The organism is Amaricoccus macauensis (assembly GCF_014201905.1).
Taxonomy (GTDB): domain Bacteria; phylum Pseudomonadota; class Alphaproteobacteria; order Rhodobacterales; family Rhodobacteraceae; genus Amaricoccus; species Amaricoccus macauensis.
Genome location: NZ_JACHFM010000001.1, coordinates 833,877 through 852,133, shown reverse-complemented (window position 1 = coordinate 852,133; position 18,257 = coordinate 833,877). Strand labels below are relative to the sequence as shown.

The 18,257-nt window shown below is 70.1% G+C and carries 15 protein-coding genes; 4 read left to right on the top strand and 11 right to left on the bottom strand.

Annotation, left to right across the window (positions count from 1 at the left end):
• The first annotated feature begins 25 nt into the window (after positions 1-25).
• Positions 26-1,288, top strand: a complete 1,263-nt coding sequence (locus HNP73_RS04125; protein WP_184147338.1) for an ROK family transcriptional regulator — start codon at positions 26-28, stop codon at positions 1,286-1,288.
• Between the two features lie 22 nt (positions 1,289-1,310).
• On the opposite strand, the gene HNP73_RS04120 is transcribed toward HNP73_RS04125, so the two are convergent.
• The 8 genes from HNP73_RS04120 to HNP73_RS04090 all read right to left on the bottom strand — a co-directional run bounded on the left by HNP73_RS04120 (position 1,311) and on the right by HNP73_RS04090 (position 12,587).
• Positions 1,311-1,991: a response regulator transcription factor gene (locus HNP73_RS04120; protein ID WP_184147337.1), complete on the bottom strand. Its 681-nt coding sequence runs from the start codon at positions 1,989-1,991 to the stop codon at positions 1,311-1,313.
• A 15-nt stretch (positions 1,992-2,006) separates the two neighbouring features.
• Complete coding sequence (locus HNP73_RS04115) at positions 2,007-3,110, bottom strand: sensor histidine kinase (RefSeq protein WP_246399636.1); 1,104 nt, start codon at positions 3,108-3,110, stop codon at positions 2,007-2,009.
• Positions 3,111-3,357: 247 nt separating this feature from the next.
• A complete protein-coding gene (locus tag HNP73_RS23120; RefSeq protein WP_246399506.1) occupies positions 3,358-5,703 on the bottom strand; it encodes a peptidase domain-containing ABC transporter in 2,346 nt (781 codons plus the stop codon).
• The gene (locus HNP73_RS04110; protein WP_184147335.1) at positions 5,700-6,992 is read right to left on the bottom strand and encodes an HlyD family secretion protein; all 1,293 of its coding nucleotides are present in this window, start codon (positions 6,990-6,992) and stop codon (positions 5,700-5,702) included. Before HNP73_RS04110 ends, HNP73_RS23120 begins: the two co-directional genes overlap by 4 nt.
• Before the next feature lie 2 nt (positions 6,993-6,994).
• Complete coding sequence (locus HNP73_RS04105) at positions 6,995-7,939, bottom strand: hypothetical protein (RefSeq protein ID WP_184147334.1); 945 nt, start codon at positions 7,937-7,939, stop codon at positions 6,995-6,997.
• Between the two features lie 105 nt (positions 7,940-8,044).
• On the bottom strand, positions 8,045-8,191 hold the full coding sequence (locus HNP73_RS04100; protein WP_184147333.1) for a hypothetical protein: 147 nt from the start codon (positions 8,189-8,191) through the stop codon (positions 8,045-8,047).
• Positions 8,192-8,552: 361 nt separating this feature from the next.
• Positions 8,553-12,014 (bottom strand): transcription-repair coupling factor, encoded by a 3,462-nt coding sequence (mfd, locus tag HNP73_RS04095; protein WP_184147332.1) that lies wholly within the window; start codon positions 12,012-12,014, stop codon positions 8,553-8,555.
• 78 nt (positions 12,015-12,092) lie between these two features.
• On the bottom strand, positions 12,093-12,587 hold the full coding sequence (locus HNP73_RS04090; RefSeq protein WP_184147331.1) for a hypothetical protein: 495 nt from the start codon (positions 12,585-12,587) through the stop codon (positions 12,093-12,095).
• Between the two features lie 192 nt (positions 12,588-12,779).
• On the opposite strand from HNP73_RS04090, the gene hemB reads away from it, so the two are divergent.
• A complete protein-coding gene (gene hemB / locus HNP73_RS04085) occupies positions 12,780-13,775 on the top strand; it encodes a porphobilinogen synthase (protein WP_184147330.1) in 996 nt (331 codons plus the stop codon).
• A 187-nt stretch (positions 13,776-13,962) separates the two neighbouring features.
• Here hemB and HNP73_RS04080 read toward each other — a convergent pair whose 3' ends face one another.
• Together HNP73_RS04080 and HNP73_RS04075 are read right to left on the bottom strand one after the other, a co-directional pair.
• Complete coding sequence (locus HNP73_RS04080) at positions 13,963-14,508, bottom strand: RSP_2648 family PIN domain-containing protein (RefSeq protein WP_184147329.1); 546 nt, start codon at positions 14,506-14,508, stop codon at positions 13,963-13,965.
• A complete protein-coding gene (locus HNP73_RS04075) occupies positions 14,508-15,734 on the bottom strand; it encodes an RSP_2647 family RNA methyltransferase (protein ID WP_184147328.1) in 1,227 nt (408 codons plus the stop codon). Before HNP73_RS04075 ends, HNP73_RS04080 begins: the two co-directional genes overlap by 1 nt.
• A gap of 100 nt (positions 15,735-15,834) precedes the next feature.
• On the opposite strand from HNP73_RS04075, the gene HNP73_RS04070 reads away from it, so the two are divergent.
• Positions 15,835-16,761, top strand: coding sequence for an ABC transporter ATP-binding protein (locus HNP73_RS04070; protein WP_184147327.1), 927 nt, complete (start codon positions 15,835-15,837; stop codon positions 16,759-16,761).
• The gene (locus tag HNP73_RS04065; RefSeq protein WP_184147326.1) at positions 16,758-17,519 is read left to right on the top strand and encodes an ABC transporter permease; all 762 of its coding nucleotides are present in this window, start codon (positions 16,758-16,760) and stop codon (positions 17,517-17,519) included. The genes HNP73_RS04070 and HNP73_RS04065 overlap by 4 nt, the downstream gene beginning before the upstream one ends.
• On the opposite strand, the gene recO is transcribed toward HNP73_RS04065, so the two are convergent.
• Complete coding sequence (gene recO / locus HNP73_RS04060; protein ID WP_184147325.1) at positions 17,509-18,252, bottom strand: DNA repair protein RecO; 744 nt, start codon at positions 18,250-18,252, stop codon at positions 17,509-17,511. The genes HNP73_RS04065 and recO overlap by 11 nt on opposite strands.
• Positions 18,253-18,257 lie beyond the last annotated feature (5 nt).

Below are 18,257 nucleotides of genomic sequence, written 5' to 3'. Positions count from 1 at the left end.
GCTTTTCGGGCAAGGGGAGGCGACCATGCTCGACCCGGGGCTCACGTCCGTCTCGTCGCGCCGGATCCGGCAATCAAACGAGATTGCCGTGCTGCGGGCGCTGCATCGCATCGGGCCGCTCAGCCGCGCCGACCTGGCGCGCACCCTGCGGCTCAACCGGTCGTCGTCGGGGCACATCGTCGCGTCGTTGCTCGGGCTCGGGCTGGTGCGCGAGACCGCGGTCGCGACGGCGCAGGCCGAGCCCGCCCGGGTCGGGCGGCCCGGCATCCTCTTCGAGCTGGTGCCGGATGCGGTGTTCTTTCTGGGCATCGAAATCGGCGTCGAGCACATTCGCGCGGTGGTGATCGACCTCGAAGGCCGGATCGTCGCGCATCGGGCGGAGCCGTTCGACGGCATCGCCACCCCGCCCGCCCGGGCGACCGAGGTGGCCGTGGCTCTTGCGCTCGACACGATCGCGCCGGAGCGGCTCGGGCGGTGCGAGGGGGTCGGGGTCACGGCGCCGGCGCAGATGGACCACGACGGGCTGGTCCGGGTCGCGCCGATCCTCGGCTGGCGGGCGGTGGATCTGCCGGCGTTGCTGCGGCAGGTGGTGCCGGAGGCGCTGCCGGTCATGGTCGAGAACGATGGCAACGCCTTCGCGATCGGGGCGATCTACGGCCATTCCGCGCCGCCGGTGGGGGTGACGCTGTTCCTGGTGCTGGAGACCGGCGTCGGCGCGGGGATCGCCATCGACGGCGCGCTGGTGCGCGGCGGCCACGGGCTGGCCGGCGAGATCGGCCACATGCTGGTGCCCGACTGGGCCGAGGCCGGGCGGATGCGGCCGCTTGAGACGGTGATCGGGCTGGAGGCGGTGCTTGCTGCCTATGCCGCCGGGCGTGGGGTGGAACGCTCGACGCTGGCGGAGTTCCTCGCGCGGGTGCGTGACCGGGAGCCGGCGGCGGTGATGATCGCAGAGAGCTGGTCACGCACGCTTGCGTTCGCGCTGGTACAGGCGGCCCGGCTGATCGACCCGGATCACGTGGTGCTCGGCGGCTCGCTCGCAGCACTCTATCCGCTGGTCTCGGCGCGGGTGATTGCGCATGTCCGGGCGATCCAGGAGGCGACGTTTCCGATCCCGGCGATCGTCACGCACCAGAGCGAATGGGCCTCGGCCTTCGGGGCCGCCTGCATGCTGCACCAGCGTTTCCTGTCGCTGGAGGGGCAGGGGGCACCGGATCGGCCGTCGGCGCCGGACGGGGTAGCTGACGGGGCGGTCGACAACGCCGGAGACGACGGGCCGGTGGGATGAGGCAGGGCCGAGCGCCCCGGACCTATTCCCGGGGTCCGACGCAGTAGCCGGCGCCGCGCACTGTCTGGATCAACGAGACCTCCTCGCCTTCATCGACCTTCCTGCGCAGGTAGCGGATGTAGACGTCGAGCACCTTGGTCCCGGGATCGAAGTTGTACCCCCAGTTGGCGTTGAGAAGCTGCGAGCGGCTGAGGACGATGCCGGCATTCTCCATCAGGTAGCGCAGGAGGCCGTATTCCTTGCGGGTCAGCTCGATCGCGCGGCCGCCGCGCCGCACCTGCCGGGTCATCGGGTCGAGCGTGAGGTCGGCGACGCGCAGTACGGGGTCGTTGCGCTGGAGCTCGCCGCGCCGCAGGAGCGCCTCCACCCTTGCGACGAATTCCTCGAACGAAAAGGGCTTGGTCACGTAGTCGTCAGCGCCGGCGTTCAGGCCCCCAACCTTGTCAGAGACCGCGTCGCGCGCGGTCAGCATCAGTACGCGCGCCGGATGCGCCTCGCTGCGGAGTTGGCGGCAGACCTCGAGGCCGTCGAGATCGGGCAGCATGCGGTCGAGGATGACAAGCGGGTAGTCGGTCTCGCGCGCCATCGCCATCGCGGTCAGGCCGTTCGACGCGATGTCGACGACGTGGCCCTCGGCGACGAGACCTTTCTGGACGAAGCTGGCGATCCGGGGGTCGTCCTCGACGAGAAGGAGCTTTGCCATGGGAGGATCCTCGGGTCAGGCGGCGGTCGGGAGGGTGATTGTCAGGACCGTCTCGTGGTCGCGGCTGTCGATCGTGACGTCGCCGCCGTGGGTATCGACGACCCACTTCGCGATCGGCAGACCAAGGCCGCTGCCACTCGTCACCCGATCAGCTGCCTGCCTCGCGCCACGGTAGAAGCGGTTGAAGACGAAGGGAAGGTCCGCCGCCGGAATATCCGGGCCGGGGTTTCTCATCGTGATTGTCGCATTCGGGGCGCCGCAGACGAGGGCCACTTCTATCGTGCCGCCGGCGTCGGAGTACTTGACCGCGTTGTCGATGCCGATGAGGAGCGCCTGAACCAGACGCTCGGGGTCCGCCTGCACCGTGCAGGGCTCGGGCGGCAGGACGGCGTGCAGCAGCAGGTCGTTCGCGCTGGCGAGGACACGGCCTTCGGCGATGGCGATGTCGAGCACGTCCTGTAGCGCCACCGGCTGCATCTCGAAGCGGACGGCGCCCACCTCGGCGCGGGAGAGAAACAGCAGGTCCTCGATCAGCCGCGCCATCTGGCCGGTCAGCCGTACGATATGCTCGAGCGTCTCGCGATGCTCGGCGACCGTCTTGGCGCCGCGCAGCGACACCTCGGCTTCGCCGCGCAGTACTGTAAGCGGGGTGCGCAGCTCGTGGCCGATGTCGGCAAGAAACAGCATGCGCATCTCGTCGAGCCGCTTCAGCCGCCCGTTCGCGTCCTCGAGCTGATGGGTACGACGCTGGACCTCATCCTCCAGACCGGACTGGATCCCGAGGAGCTGCTCGCGCTGGCTCTCCAGCCGGGCAGCGGTCACGTTGAACTGCGCGGCGAGGTCGGCGAACTCGTCGCGGCGGTCGTAGGAAATGCGGTGGCCGAGGTCCCCCTCGCCGATCGCCCGCGCCCCCGAGATCAGCGCCGCGATGGGCCGCGTGAGGGCGCGGGAGAGAAGGAAGCCGGCGAGGATCGAGGCAGCAAGCGCGGCGAGGCAGACGCCGAGCACCAGCCAGATCAGCTGTCGCTCGAGCTGGTCCGTCCGGGTCTCGATGAGCGCGAGCTCCTGCTCCTCATCGTCGATGGCGGCGGAAATGAGCTTTTCGAGATCCTCATCCATCCGGTCCTCGATGTCCTCGCGGAACAGGGTGACTGCTTCCTCGACCCGTCCCTGATCGCGCAGGAACATGAGCCGTTGCACCGTGAGATCGATCGACTCGAAGAGCTCCCGCATCTCACGGGCGCGGTCGTACTCCTTGTTGTCGTTGTTGAGCTCGGTATGGCCACTGACGAAGAGGACCTCCTGGGCGATCAGGTTGGTCAGGCGGTCGAGGCTCGCGTCGAGGCTGGTGCGCGCGGCGTAGAAGTCATCGAGCTCGGTTCGGTCGAGGAGCAGCATCTCGGCGATGTTCTCCGAGTACCGGTTCATGTGCGCGCTGAGACGGATCACGGTGTCCATCTGCTCGCGGGCCAGCCGGCTCCGATCGAAGTAGTAGTCGATGCGTTCGATTGAGATCCATGTCGCCACTGCCGTACCGATCAGCATCAGCGCCACGATCGCCTGATAGGCGATGATCTTGATCCGGATGCTCATCGTCTCCGTCGTTCCCCCGCCGTTCGTCCGACGTGATCCTGCCGCCTTCGAGCGTGATGACGCGCTCGGCGGCAAGGATCGTCTGTGGTCGGTGCGCCACCACGATCCGGGTCAGGCGCATCGACTTCAAGCTCTGGTTCACCGCGTTCTCGCGCGCGACGTCGAGGTGGCTCGTTGCTTCGTCGAGGAGCAGCGCCCCGGGCCGGCGATAGAGGGCGCGGGCGAGCAGCACCCGTTGCTTCTGGCCGCCCGAAAGCGCCGTGCCCATGTCGCCGATCAGCGTGCCATAGCCCATGGGCATCGTGGCGATGTCGTCGTGCACCGCCGCCGCGCGAGCGCAGGCTTCGATCCGCTCGAGGTCGGCGTCGGGGGCGAAGAACGCGATGTTGTCGGCGATCGAGCCCGCGAACAGGCTGTCGTCCTGCAGGACGACGCCGATCATCGTGCGCCACGCCTCGGGCCCGAGGCGGGCAAGGGGCTCGCCGTTGACGAGGATCATCCCCGCGCTCGGCTCCAGCAGACCGGCGAGGAGCTTCAGGAGCGTGGTCTTGCCGCACCCGGAGGGCCCGGCGATCGCGACCGACTCGCCTGACCCGATTCGAAAGCTCAGACCGTCGAGCACCAGCCGCTCGCCCGGGCCGTACCGGAAGGAGAGGTCACGTGCCTCGATCGCCACGCCTTCGCGCATGCGCACGGCGCGCGGGGGCGACTGTGGTTCGGGCGCGGTGAGGGCGATGTCGGCCAGCCGCTCGGCGTGCAGGCCGAGCATCCGCAGGTCGACCACCGTGTCGATGAGCGTGCTCACACGTCGAAGGAACATCTCCTTGTAGGCGATGAAGGCGATGAGCAGGCCGATCGAGAACGTGCCTGCGAGAATGGCCCGGGCGCCGAGGTAGATGATCGCGATGCCGAGCACACCGAGAAGGAGGGCGTTCACGGTCTTGAAGAGCAGGTTCAGCCGCTGGGTTGCGAGATGGCGGTTGGTCGTCTCGACGAGGAGCCCGAGCCAGTGTGCCCGCCTGTCGCGCTGGCCGTTGAAGAGCTTGATCGTCCTGACGCCGCGCATCGTCTCGAGAAAGTGGCTGTCGCGCCGGGCGGCCCAGATGATGTGCTCGGACGAGGCCTGACGCAGTGGCATATAGAAGGCCCAGCGCAGCAGCCCGTAGAACGCCGCCCCGACGAGGGCGACCGCGGTGAGCATCGGCGCCAACCAGAGCATGACTGCGAGTGTGACAAGGCACATCACGCCGTCGAGGATCGCGACGACGAGGTCGGTTGTCAGCGCCTTCAGGATCGTTTCCTGGCTGTCGAAGCGCGACATCACGTCGCCGGTGTGCCGGGTCTCGAAGTATCCCGCGGGCAGCGCCAGCAGGTGTGAGAAGAGATTGGTGCGCGACTGGACCTTGAGCGACGCCCCGAGCGTCATCAGGAGCCAGCCGCGCAGCGTCGTGGTGCCGACCTGGAGCAGCAGCAGGAGCCCGAAGGCGATGGCGAGCGTCGCGAGGAGCCCGCGGTCCGCCGAGACGATGGCGTGATCGACGGTCAGGCCGAGAAAGAGCGGCGCAAGGAGGGCGAACACCTCGATGCCGAATGCGAGAAGAAGCAGATGCCCGAGCGCCCGCCGCATGCCGGTGACATGACCGAGGAGGGCACGGATCCTCACGCGGGGCGGGGCGGCCTCGGGCTCGAAGCCGCCGGTCGGCGTGAGCTCGAGCGCTACTCCGGTGAAGTGCCGCGAGACATCGGCGAGGGAGAGCCGGCGCAGTCCCTCGGCCGGATCGTGAATCGTGACCGTGCCGCGGCCAACCGACTTCAGCACGACGAAGTGGTTCAGGTCCCAGTGCAGGATGCAGGGCGTCCGGAGCATGCCGAGCTCTTCGAGCTCCAGCCGGATCGGACGGGCCGCGAGGCCGATCCGGTCAGCGACGCCGATCACGTCGCGTAGCGTTGCGCCCTTCAGCGAAAAGCCGTGCATCCGTCGCAGCGCCGCCGGGTCGGTGTGGCGCCCGTGGTAGGTGGCGATCATCGCGAGGCTGACGAGACTGCACTCCGCCGCCTCGGACTGGAGCAGCACCGGCAGCCGGCGCGACCAACCGAACTGAAGGTTCGCGAGGCTCATGTCGATCTTCCCGTCAGGGCGTGGAGGGGATCGGCGACCCATTCCCAGACACGCCGGGTCTCGATCAGCACGTCGGCCTGCAGCGTCATCCCGGGCTGCAGCGGCATCGGCGCGCCGTAGGCCCGCGCGGTCTGGGCATCGAGCGCGACCGTCACGCGATAGACCGGCTCGGCGGCGTCGGCGGTCATGGCCTCCTCGGCGGTTCGCAGGCCGGCAAGCTCGCCCGCTCCGACCGTCGCGCGCGAGACGGTGGTCACGGTACCGGAGTAGTGCCCGAACTTCTGGTGAGGGTAGGCGTCGTAGCGCAGGAGCACCCGCTGCCCCGGCCGCACGAACCCGATCGCCCGGCTCGGCCCGTAGAGCCGCGCCTCGAGCCGTGCGCCGGCCGGCACCAGCGTCATCAGTGGCTCCGCCGCCGAGACGCCGCCGCCGGAAGACGCCCGCAACGCTGTCAACGTACCGGCCTGTGGCGCCGAGATCACCACCTCGCGCGCGGCCTCGGCCTCGGCGAGGGCCTGCTCGATCTCCGCCATCTGCCGCTCGGTCTCGGCGTGTTGCAGCGCCTCGCGGAACGGCGCCTCGTCGCGCTCGGCGGCGAGCGTCAACCCCTCCCGCTCGAGGGTCGTGCGCTGTCGCTCCAACGCGTGCAGGGCCAGCCGCTGGTCGAGCACCTCTTCCTCGGCGCGGCGAAGGTCTTCCTCGACCACGATGTTGCGCTCCCGGAGCTCGCGCTGGCGCACGAGCGTGGAATCCGCAAGAGCCACCCGCTCGTGCTGGAGCGCGAGCTCTTCCTCCATCTCGGCGAGTTCGGTCTCGATGACGGCGAGCCGCGCCGACTGTGCGGTCGACTGCGCCGCGAAGAGCGCGCCATGTCGCGAGCCCTCTGCGGCAAGGCTGTCGCGCCGCGACTTGAGCGCGCGCAGAATCTCGCCCTGCGTGGCGCCGACCGCTTCGGAGCGCCGCTCGGCGGACAGCACGGCGAGTGGCGCCCCGGCCGCGACCTCGAGACCCTCCTGCGCGATCACTTGCGTCAGCACGCCCGAGAGCGGCGCGACCACCTGGATCAGGCCGCCTTCGGGTGCGAGGGTTCCGGTGAGACGTGCCTTCCGGGTGTATTCGCCAAAGACGAGCAGGCCGAGGACCCCGGCCACCAACACCGCAATCACCCCCGTCACCAACGTCCACGCCGGTCGAGGGGTGACGAGGACGTTGCCGAGCCAGCGGTCCTGCTGCTCGGCAACTGCCTCCGGGCGGAAGAGCGGATCGTCGGAATCTTCGGGTCGGCTCAAGTTCAGATCTCGGTCGCGTTGTGCTCGCGCACCTCGAAGCTGACTTCGATCAGCTTCAGGAACGGGCGGGCCTTCAGGACCGTCACGATGCGCGGATCGAAGAAGTCTCGCAGCAGCGGCGGCCGGCGGGCGCGGAAGTAGAAGGCTGGATCCTCGGCCACCGCGTCGCCTGCCGAGACCTCGAGCTCGTCCTTGCGCGTCACCGTCTGCACGATGCAGGGCGCATGGGTGATCCCGGCCGCCCGCATCGCCACCGCGCGGTGATACCCGTTGTGCAGCACGACCCGGTCCTCGCAGCGGATGAGCGACAGGAAGTTCGAGCCGTACCCCACGGAGACGCCCACCGCTGCCGCGACCGGGCCGGAGCTTTGCTGCAGGAGAAGCTGCTCGGGTCGGAGCAGCGTGGTGTTGAGAACCCGCAGGTCGTTCGATTCGGAGGCGAAGAGATAGCGGTCAGCCGACAGGCGGCGGATCGTCACCGGCGGGTCGCGTCGCTCGAGCGGCTGGCAGAAGCGGAAGAGGCCGGCAGGATCGGGGTGGGGCGCGAGCTTCGCGGCGAGACGATCGACAAAGGTCTTGGTCACCCGTCGCTGGGAGACGACGATCTTGTCGAGCTCGACCATTTCGATTGTCGTCGGCATCCGGTCGAAGGTCGCGGCGAAATGCGGGCTGGACTTCAGCTCGGCCGCGAGCGGCGCCATCGCCTTCGGAAGCGGCCGGCGCTCGACGGTGTCGGCGAGCCCGTCTTCCTCGGACTCAAGCTCGAAGTAGGCGTCGTTGGCCGCCCGCCACGCGTCGATCAGCGAGCGGCGGTCGATGTCCTCACCGCCGATCACCGCGCGGCGCACGTAGTCGAGGTAATCCGTAAGCGCGGGTTGGCCGAGCAGCCACAGCTCCTCCCGTTCGCGCGCCTGCGTCGCGGGTCCTTCCACGTTTTCGAATGGCAATGCTCTGTCCCCGGCATGGATTTCGCGCCCCGGGAGAACTCCCCCGGGGCGCATCGTCGGTCATCTTCCGCGCTCCCCGGCACATGGCCGGGAAGCGCATCCGGTTCAGCTCCGGCTGGCGCCGCTACGGCTCGCAGCGCTGCGGCTGTTGCTGTTCGAGCCGCGCTTCGCCTTCTTCTTCTTACGACGCTTCTTGCCGGCGCCAGCAGCGCCGTAGACGAAGGACAGCTCGTCTTCACGAAGATCGCGCATGTTCAGTCTCCTTTTCTATCTGGGCGGCATCGTTTGCCGCTGCAGAGGCATTAGGGCTGTTCGGGAGCGCATGGGAAGCAGTGAGCCGGCCAGGGCGCGATTTCTTCGAATTCTCTAACCCTTCGCTAACCAAGCGCTTACCGGAGTGGCTCGGTCGAGAGTGCGGACGCGCGTCACGGTGGGTCGTCGCGGCTTGAGCGGCGGCTTTTCTCTCGGTTGGATTGGCTGGTCCACGTCTGCCTTGCCGCCGTGAGTCGGCCGTGGCCCGCTGCCGACGCCGACGGGGGAGCGCTTGCCGCAGGCGGGGTCGTGGCAGGGTGGGAAGAATGGTGCGCTCTTCAAGAGGGCGCAGGCGTTGCGATCAGGCGGCCGTCTTCTTCTCCGCCAGTGCCGCGAGGTCGCGGGCGATGCCGAAGGCGCCGACGAGGCGGGCCTTGTCGTCGGGCCAGTCCTTGCGGATGACGATCCGGTTGTCCTTGATCCGTGCCGCGCCGCGCTGATCGTTCAGGAACTGCACGAGGCCGGCGGGGCTTGCGTACTTGTCGTTGTGGAAGACGACCGTGGCGCCCTTCGGCCCGCCGTCGAGCTTCGCGATGCCGGCGCGCTTGCAGAGCGCCTTGATGCGCACGATGAGCATGAGGGTCTCGACCTCGGACGGGATCGGGCCGAAGCGGTCGATGAGCTCGGCCGCGAAGCCTTCGAGCTCAACCTTCCGTTGCAGCGACGAGAGCCGGCGGTAGAGGCCGAGGCGGACGTCGAGGTCGGGGACATACGGCTCGGGGATGAGGACGGGCACGCCGAGGTTGATCTGCGGCGACCACTCGCCCTCGTCGCTGAGCTCGATGTCGCCGGATTTCAGCCTGGAAATCGCCTCCTCGAGCATCTCCTGGTAAAGCTCGAAGCCGACTTCGCGCACCTGCCCCGACTGTTCCTCGCCGAGGAGGTTGCCGGCGCCGCGGATGTCGAGGTCCTGGCTCGCCAGCGTGAAGCCCGCGCCGAGGGAGTCGAGCGAGCCGAGGACGCGCAGGCGCTTCTCGGCCTGCGGCGTCAGCTTCTTCCTCGGCTCGGTCATGAAGAAGGCATAGGCGCGGAGCTTCGAGCGCCCGACGCGGCCGCGGATCTGGTAGAGCTGGGCGAGGCCGAACATGTCGGCGCGCTCGACGATGAGCGTGTTCGCCGCCGGGATGTCGAGGCCGGACTCGACGATGGTGGTGGAGAGCAGCACGTCGAAGGCGCCGTCGTAGAAGGCGTTCATCCGTTCGTCGAGTTCGGTCGCCGCCATCTGGCCGTGGGCGATCTGGAACTTCACCTCCGGCACCTGCTCGCGCAGGAACTCGGCGACGGCGTCGAGGTCGGCGATGCGTGGTACCACGTAGAACGACTGTCCGCCGCGGTAGTGCTCGCGCAAGAGGGCCTCGCGCACGGTGAGCGGGTCGAACTCCGAGACGTAGGTGCGGATCGCGAGGCGGTCGACCGGGGGCGTGGCGATGAGCGAGAGCTCGCGGACGCCGGAGAGTGCCAGTTGCAGCGTGCGCGGAATCGGCGTCGCGGTCAGTGTCAGGACATGGACGTCGGAGCGGAGCGCCTTCAGCCGCTCCTTGTGGCTGACGCCGAAGTGCTGTTCCTCGTCGATGATGAGGAGCCCGAGTTCCTTGAACTTCACCGCCTTCGCGAGCACCGCGTGGGTGCCGACGACGATCTCGACGGTGCCGTCGGCGAGGCCGGCGCGGGTCTCGGCCGCGTCCTTGGCCGAGACGAAGCGCGAGAGCTGGCGCACGCGGATCGGCAGGCCGCGGAAGCGCTCGGCGAAGTTCTTGTAGTGCTGGCGCGCGAGCAGCGTCGTCGGCGCGATCACCGCCACCTGACCGCCGGACATGGCGGCGACGTAGGCGGCGCGGAGCGCCACCTCGGTCTTGCCGAAGCCGACGTCGCCGCAGACCAGCCGGTCCATGGGCCGGCCCGAGGCGAGATCGCCGAGCACGTCCTCGATCGCCGAGAGCTGGTCGTCGGTCTCGGCGTAGGGGAAGCGGGCGCAGAAGCTCTCCCAGTCCTGATGGTCGGAGGGCTCCATGACCATGCCCTTGCGGATCGCCCGCTCCGCCGCGATGCGGATCAGCCGGTCCGCCATGTCGCGGATGCGCTGCTTCAGCTTCGCCTTCTTGGCCTGCCACGCGCCGCCGCCGAGCTTGTCGAGCAGGCCCTCCTCGTGGCCGTAGCGCGACAGCAGTTCGATGTTCTCGACCGGAAGATAGAGCTTGTCGCCGCCGACGTATTCGAGAAGCAGGCACTCGTGCGGCGCGCCGAGGGCGGTGACGGTCTCGAGCCCCTTGTAGCGGCCGATGCCGTGCTCGACGTGGACCACGAGATCGCCGGTGGTCAGCCCCGCCGCCTCGGTGAGGAAGTTCTCCGCCTTGCGCCGGCGGCGCGGGGCGCGGATCAGCCGGTCGCCGAGCACGTCCTGTTCGGCGATGACGGTGAGGCCCGGCGCCTCGAAGCCGTGTTCGAGCGGCCAGACGGCGAGGGCGAGGCCGTTGTCGGCCTTGAGATCGCTGGCGCGGGTGATCTCGCGGGCGTCGGTGACGCCGTTGTCGCGCAAGAGCCCCATCAGGCGCTCGCGCGCGCCCCTGGAGTAGCTTGCGATCACCACGTCGCCGGACCTGCGGCGCGTCTTCACGTGGTCGGCGAGGGCGCCGAAGAGGCTCACCCGTTCCTGCTGTCGCTCCGGCGCGAAGTCGCGCCCGATCCGGCCGCCGGCGTCGATCACGCCCGGCCCGAGCGGTTGCGGCAGGGCGGCGATCTGGTGCAGCGGGCGTTTCGCCACCGCCGCCTCGAACGCCGCCTCGTCGAGATAGAGTTCACCCGGAGGCACGGGCTTGTAGACCGTTCCGAGCCGGGACTTCGCCGAAAGCGCCGCGGCGCGGGCCTGATACTGCTCGCCGAGCGCGGCCCATCGGGCGGCGCGGGCGGCGGCGGTCTGGTCGTCGAGCAGCACCGGCGCGCCGGGGAGGTAGTCGAAGATCGTTTCGAGCCGCTCGTGGAAGAACGGCAGCCAGTGCTCCATGCCCTGATGCTTGCGGCCGGCACTCACCGCCTCGTAGAGCGGATCGTCGTTGCCGGCGGCGCCGAACATCGTGCGGTAGCGGGTGCGGAAACGCTGGATGCCGTCCTCGTCGAGGATGACCTCGGAGACCGGCGCGAGCTCCACCCGGCGGACCGTCTCGCTGGTGCGCTGGGTCTCGGGATCGAAGCGGCGGGCGCTCTCGAGAACATCGCCGAAGAGATCGAGGCGCACCGGCTGGCGGGCGCCGGGCGGGAAGATGTCGATGAGGCCGCCGCGCACCGCGAATTCGCCCGGCTCGGAGACCGTGGGCGTCTGGCTGTAGCCCATGCGCACGAGGTAGGCGCGCAGGCCTGCCTCGTCGACGCGACCGCCCACCTCGGCGACGAAGCTCGAGGTCGCGAGCACGTCGCGGGCCGGCACCCGCTGGGTGGCGGCGTTGACGGTGGTGAGGATCGCGGACGGACGCGAGAAGCCGCGGGCGAGCGCCGCGAGCGTCGCCATCCGGCGGGCTGCGATCTCGGGGTTGGGCGAGATGCGGTCGTAGGGCAGGCAGTCCCATGCCGGGAAGGCGAGGACGGGCAGCTCCGGGGCGAAGAAGCGCAGCGCGGCGCGCAGACTCGCGAGGCGCGTGTCGTCGCGGGCGACGTGGATCACCGGGCCATCGGCGCGCGCGACCACCTCCGCCAGATAGCGGGCGTCGAATCCCTCGGGACAGCCGCCGACGAGCAGGCGTCCGGGGCGAAGCGGCCGGAGTTCGGTCATGGCCCGCGACCTAGCGCAAGGCCGGAGAGCTGACAAGCCGCTCGGCCCGGGCGGCTCGGACGGGAGCGTGCAGGCGCGTCAGATCGCCCGGCCGTGCAGCAGCGTTGCCACGGTCACGGCGGCGAGGATGGCGAGGATGGCGATTGTCTGGTGGCAGATGCGCCGCCAGCCGAGCGCCAGCACGAGATGCGGGCCGACAAGGCGGCTCCGGCGGATCCAGAGCGCGAGGCGCACCACCGAAAAGCCGACCGCCGCGAGCGGTGCTGCGAGCATGAACACCGCCTGTGCCACCTCGATCCCGCTCCAGAAGCCGAGACCGGCGAGGCCCGCGAGCACGAAGCCGGTTCCCGCCGCGATTGCCGTCCCGGCCCGGTCGGCGAGGCCCGCGACACGCTCCGCCGCGACGCTGGCGAGAAGATCGACGCGCGCGGCCACGTCCGGGTCATGGCGGGCCCGGAGCAGCATGTCGTAGGGCACCCCGAGCGTCCGGCCGCAGATGATCGTCCAGATGACCACCTGGAGCACCCAGTACCAGAGGCTGTCGAATTGGGCGGTGGCGAGGAGACGGGTCAAGGCGGGCGATCGAGTCTGTTGTCGGGGGCTCGGGGTCCGGCGGGTGCGGGCGCGCGCTGCCGGCGCCCATTCAGTGGCGGCTCGGCCCGCGCCCGTCAACCGAAAGGGTGGTGAAGGCTTAACCGCGGGCTTGAGGCGGCGGCGGGTGCATGCCAGACCGCGAGGTCAAAGGTCTATCCCGGAGTCCGGCCCATGCATCCGATCGCCCCGTTCCCGCACGCCCGACCGCGCCGTCTGCGCCGGACGCCGTGGATCCGCGACCTCGTGGCGGAGCATCGCCTGACCGCCTCCGACCTGATCTGGCCGATCTTCGTGCGCGAGGGGACCGACGTGGCCGAGCCGGTGGCGTCGCTGCCGGGGGTCGACCGGCTTTCGGTCGACCGGGCGGTGCGGGCAGCCGAGGAGGCGGCGGGGCTCGGCATTCCCTGCCTCGCGCTCTTTCCCTACACCGAGGCGAAGGACAAGAACCGCGAGGCGACCGAGGCCTGGAACCCGGAGAACCTCGTCTGCCGGGCGACGCGGGCGATCAAGGCAGCGGTGCCGGAGATCGGCGTCCTGCTCGACGTGGCGCTCGATCCCTACAACGCCGATGGCCATGACGGGCTGGTGCGCGACGGGGTGATCCTGAACGACGAGACGCTGGTGGCGCTGGAGCGGATGGCCTTGGTGCAGGCCGCGGCCGGCTGCGACATCCTCGGGCCGTCGGACATGATGGACGGACGGATCGGCGTCATCCGCGCGGCGCTGGAGCGCGATGGCTTTCAGGACACGGCGATCATGAGCTACGCGGCCAAGTACGCCTCGTGCTTCTACGGGCCGTTCCGCGACGCGGTGGGCGCGACCGGGGCGCTGAAGGGCGACAAGAAGAGCTACCAGATGGATCCGGCCAACACCGACGAGGCGCTGCGTGAGGTCGCGGCCGATCTCGCGGAGGGCGCGGACATGGTGATGGTGAAGCCCGGGCTGCCCTATCTCGACGTCTGTGCCCGGGTGAAGGCGGAGTTCGGCGTGCCGACCTATGCCTATCAGATTTCCGGCGAGTACGCGATGATCGAGGCGGCGGCGGCGAACGGCTGGCTCGACGGCGAGAAGGCGATGCTCGAGACGCTGCTCGCCTTCAAGCGGGCGGGATGTGACGGGATCCTGACGTACTTCGCGCCACGGGTCGCGCGGCTGCTCGGCGGGTGAGCTCGGCCGTTATGGTTAACGGCGCAGCGCCCCTGATTGCGAGATTAGGGCAGGGGCGGGCGCGCCGGGAAGCCGGATTTCCCCGACAGGGTTAAGCCTCGGGCGCGCCTGGGATTGCGCGTGGCCGGCCGGGAGATGCCGGCAATGCGCGGGGCCGTCATCCGGCGCCCGGCGATCGCCGCGAGGCTCAGCCGTCCGCCGCCAGCGCCTTGCCGAGCCGGGGCAGGCCGGCGCGCTTGAGGAGCGGGCGCAGGGCCTGCGGCCGGCCGGAGGCGGCTTCGGCGCGGCTGCGGACCTCCTCGGCGACCCGGGCGAGGTCGATGCCTTCGGCGGCGAGTTCCGTGAGGAAGCCGTCGGGCTCGCGCAGGAGGATGCCGTGGCGGGCGAGGGTGCGGGTCGGGAAGTCGGCGCGGTTCAGGGTGATGAGCACGTCGGCGCCGCCGGTGATTGCAGCGGCGAGGACGTGGCGGTCGTCCGGGTCCGGCAGCGACAGGCCGGCGACAAGCTCTTCCGGCGCGGGTGCCGTGGCTTCGGGCCAGCGGTCGCGCATGTGGGCGATTTCGGCGCGGGCGATGGCCTCGGCGCCCTCGGGCAGGCGGCGGGTGGCGCGGGCCCATTCCTCGAGCAGGCGCTCGGACCAGACCGGCGCGAAGCCACCGGCGGCGGCGGCACCGAGCAGCATTTCGCGCATCACCGTCGGAAAGAGCACGCAGGCGTCGAGCAGCGCGCGCATCAGTCGAGCCGCAGGAACAGCGCCTTGAGGTAACTGGTCTCGGCGAGGTCGGCGTGGACCGGGTGATCGGGGCCGGCGCCGCCGACGTGGAGGATCTGGGCCTGCCGGCCGGCCTTTGCCACGCCGCGCAGGCTCGCCTCGCGGAACTTCGTGAGATCGGCGGCGTGGCTGCACGAGCAGAGGACGAGAAAGCCGTTGGCCTCCGTCAGGCTGGCGCCGAGGCGGGCGACACGCTCGTAGGCGCGCAGGCCGGCGTCGAGCGCGGCCTTGGCCGGCGCGAAGGCCGGCGGGTCGCAGACGACGAGGCCGAAGCGGCGGCCTTCGCCTGCGAGCGCGGTCATGGCGTCGAAGGCGTCGGCCTTCATCGTGGTAAAGCGGTCCGTGACCCCGCTCGCCTCGGCGCCCTGTGCGGCGAGCGCGAGGGCCGGGACCGAGCCGTCGACAGCGAGCGCGGAGGTGGCACCCGCCGCGAGGGCCGCGAGGCCGAAGCCGCCCACGTGGGCGAAGACGTCGAGCACGCTCCGGCCGCGGCCGAGGCGGGCGGCGAAGGCGTGGTTCGGCCGCTGGTCGTAGAAGATGCCGGTCTTCTGGCCACCGGCGAGGTCGGCGAGGTAAATGGCGCCGTTCATCGGTACCGCGACCGGGCCGTCGAGCGTGCCGCGTACCATGCCTGAGGCGTCGTCGAGGCCTTCGAGGCTGCGGGCACGGCCGGCGGCGTTCTTCAGGACGGCGGTGACGCCGGTGACGTCGCAGAGCGCCGCGACCAGCGCGTCGAGGCGCGTGTCGGCCCATGCGGCGTTCGGCTGGATGACGGCGGCGTCGCCGAAGCGGTCGATGACGACACCGGGCAGGCCGTCGGCCTCGGCGTGGATGAGACGGTAGAACGGTGCGTCGAACAGCGTTTCGCGCAAGGCGAGCGCGCGGGCGAGGCGGTCGGCGAACCAGCCGCCGTCGATCTCGGCCGCGGGGTCGGCGTCAAGCCGGCGGAGAGCGATTTTCGAGGCGGAGTTGAAAGCCGCGGTGGCAAGCGGCCGCCGCTCGGAGTCCTCGACCGTCACGATCGAGCCGGGCGCGAGCGCGCGGGTCCGCCGGTCGAGCACCACCTCGTCGGAATAGGCCCACGGGCCGAAGCCGCGGCGACGGCGCTCGGGGCGCAGGCGCACCACGGCGCGGCGGTCGGAAGCCGGGGCGGTATCGGGATCGGGGAGCTCGGGGGTATCGGTCATGGGGGTCTTCCCTGCCCGAGCCGGGCGGAAATGTCGAGCGGCGGGATTTGCCAAGCCGCCTGTCGCTGCTAGATGAGGGCCCGGGATGGGGAGACACAGCATGGCGGCCATCGTTTCGGTCGAGAACCTGCGCAAGGTCTATGACAGCGGCTTCGAGGCGCTGAAGGGCGTCGACCTGGAGATCCGGGAGGGCGAGATCCTTGCGCTGCTAGGGCCGAACGGCGCGGGCAAGACGACGCTGATCTCGACGATCTGCGGCATCACCCGCCCGACCTCGGGCCGGGTGACCGTGGCCGGGCATGACGTCGTCACCGACTATCGGGCGAGCCGGCGGCTGATCGGGCTGGTGCCGCAGGAGATCACGCTGGAGCCGTTCACCAAGGTGATGGTGGCCGCGCGCTTCACCCGCGGCCTCTTCGGCAAGGCGCCGGATGACGCCTACATCGAGCGGCTGCTGCGCCAGCTCTCGCTCTGGGACAAGCGCGAGGCCATGACCAAGGAGCTCTCGGGCGGCATGAAGCGCCGGGTGCTGATCGCGAAGGCGCTGGCGCACCAGCCGCGCATCCTGTTCCTCGACGAGCCGACGGCTGGGGTCGACGTCGACCTGCGCAAGTCCATGTGGGAAGTGGTGGAGGCGCTGCGCGCCGATGGCGTGACGATCATCCTGACCACGCACTACATCGAGGAAGCCGAGGCGATCGCCGACCGGATCGCCGTGATCAACGGCGGGCGCATCCTGCTGGTCGAGGAGAAGGACCGCCTGATGCGGCGCATGGGGCGCAAGGAGCTGACGATCGAGCTGCAATGCCCGATCGACGCGATCCCGGAGACGCTCGCGGCCTTTGAACTGGTGCGGGGCGAGGACGGGCAGACGCTCACCTATTCCTATGACCGCGCGGCCGAGCGCACCGGCATCGTCACGCTCCTGAGCGCGCTGTCGGAGGCCGGTCTGGTGCTGCGCGACCTGCAGACCCGGCAGAATTCGCTCGAGGACATCTTCGTCGGGCTGGTGAGGGAAGAAGCATGAACTGGCGTGCGATCTGGACGATCTACCGCTCCGAGATGGCGCGCACGTTCCGCACGCTGGTGCAGAGCCTCGTGGCGCCGATCATCTCGACCTCGCTCTATTTCGTGGTGTTCGGCACGGCGATCGGCTCGCGCATCGAGACGGTGGAGGGGATCGACTACGGCGCCTTCATCGTGCCGGGGCTCATCATGCTGACCGTGCTCATGCAGTCGATCTCGAACGCCTCGTTCGGCATCTATTTCCCGAAGTTCATCGGCACGATCTACGAGGTGCTCTCGGCCCCGGTGTCGTTCCTCGAGGTGGTCATCGGCTATGTGGGCGCAGCCGCAACGAAGTCGCTGATGATCGGGCTCGTGATCTACGTCACCGCGAACCTCTTCGTGACGCTGCCGGTGAAGCACCCGTTCGCGGCGCTCGGGTTTCTCGTGCTCACCTGCGTGAGCTTCGCGCTCTTCGGCTTCATCATCGGCATCTGGGCGAAGAACTTCGAGCAGCTCCAGCTGGTGCCGCTCCTCGTCATCAACCCGCTCGTCTTCCTCGGCGGCGCGTTCTACTCGATCTCGATGCTGCCGCCGGTCTGGCAGACGATCACCCTCTTCAACCCGGTCGTCTACCTGATCTCGGGGTTCCGCTGGTCGTTCTTCGGTACGGCGGACGTGGGCGTGGGGCTGAGCCTCGCGGCAATCGGGGTCTTCACCGGGGCCTGTCTGCTGGCGATCTGGTGGATCTTCCGCACCGGCTGGCGGATCAGGAGCTGAGAGCGAGCGCCCGCCGGATCGCCTCGACCGCGCGGGCGCGTGCGGTGGGCAGTGTCTCGCGTGGCAGGCCGGGCGCCACGCGGGCTTCGAGGAAGTAGCCGGTGAGGTGGAGCGCGGCCGCCACGTCCGCGGACGGCGGCGGGGTGTCCCAGCCGTCGCGCAGGAAGCCCGGCAGCGCGAGGAGCCGGCTGGCCCATGGCGCGCCCGCGGCGCGGCTCGCGGCGCGGCCGGTCTGGGGGGAGACCCAGGCCAGATCCTCCGTCGCGCCGGTCAGGGCGCAGCGGGCGAGGTCGAGGCCGAAGCCGAGTTCGGCGAGAAGTGCCAGTTCCCAGAGGGCATAGCGGGCCGGCCAGTCGGGCGTGCGGCCGAGGGCCTGCACCAGATCGCCGGTCCGGGTGTAGAGGTCCGGGTGGGCGTCGCGCTCGGGCAGGGTGGCGCCGACCAGTGCCGCGAGCGAGGCGAGGGCCGCGAGGGCCGCGCCGTCGGCGAGGAGCGCCGCCGGGACCGGGGCCACCGGCTCGACGCGAAAGGTGCCGATCTGCTCCTCGAGGCGCGCGCTCCATTCCACTGCCAGCCGGGCGCCGGGCTGGAGGATCGGCGCCATGCGCCGGCTGGCGCCGCCGCGCACCACGCCGGCGTGCCGGCCGTGGGCACGGGTCAGGATTTCGACGATGGCGGCGCTCTCGCCGTGGCGGCGGGCGGCGATCAGGATGCCCTCGTCGCGCCAGTCCACCGCGC

Excerpts from the sequence above, each read along its gene's own strand:
- HNP73_RS04125 (WP_184147338.1), top strand. The coding sequence starts at position 26 with ATGCTCGACCCGGGGCTCACGTCCGTCTCGTCGCGCCGGATCCGGCAA.
- HNP73_RS04120 (WP_184147337.1), bottom strand. The coding sequence starts at position 1,991 with ATGGCAAAGCTCCTTCTCGTCGAGGACGACCCCCGGATCGCCAGCTTC.
- HNP73_RS04115 (WP_246399636.1), bottom strand. The coding sequence starts at position 3,110 with ATGGATGAGGATCTCGAAAAGCTCATTTCCGCCGCCATCGACGATGAG.
- HNP73_RS23120 (WP_246399506.1), bottom strand. The coding sequence starts at position 5,703 with ATGAGCCTCGCGAACCTTCAGTTCGGTTGGTCGCGCCGGCTGCCGGTG.
- HNP73_RS04100 (WP_184147333.1), bottom strand. The coding sequence starts at position 8,191 with ATGCGCGATCTTCGTGAAGACGAGCTGTCCTTCGTCTACGGCGCTGCT.
- mfd (WP_184147332.1), bottom strand. The coding sequence starts at position 12,014 with ATGACCGAACTCCGGCCGCTTCGCCCCGGACGCCTGCTCGTCGGCGGC.
- hemB (WP_184147330.1), top strand. The coding sequence starts at position 12,780 with ATGCATCCGATCGCCCCGTTCCCGCACGCCCGACCGCGCCGTCTGCGC.
- HNP73_RS04080 (WP_184147329.1), bottom strand. The coding sequence starts at position 14,508 with ATGCGCGCGCTGCTCGACGCCTGCGTGCTCTTTCCGACGGTGATGCGC.
- HNP73_RS04075 (WP_184147328.1), bottom strand. The coding sequence starts at position 15,734 with ATGACCGATACCCCCGAGCTCCCCGATCCCGATACCGCCCCGGCTTCC.
- HNP73_RS04070 (WP_184147327.1), top strand. The coding sequence starts at position 15,835 with ATGGCGGCCATCGTTTCGGTCGAGAACCTGCGCAAGGTCTATGACAGC.
- HNP73_RS04065 (WP_184147326.1), top strand. The coding sequence starts at position 16,758 with ATGAACTGGCGTGCGATCTGGACGATCTACCGCTCCGAGATGGCGCGC.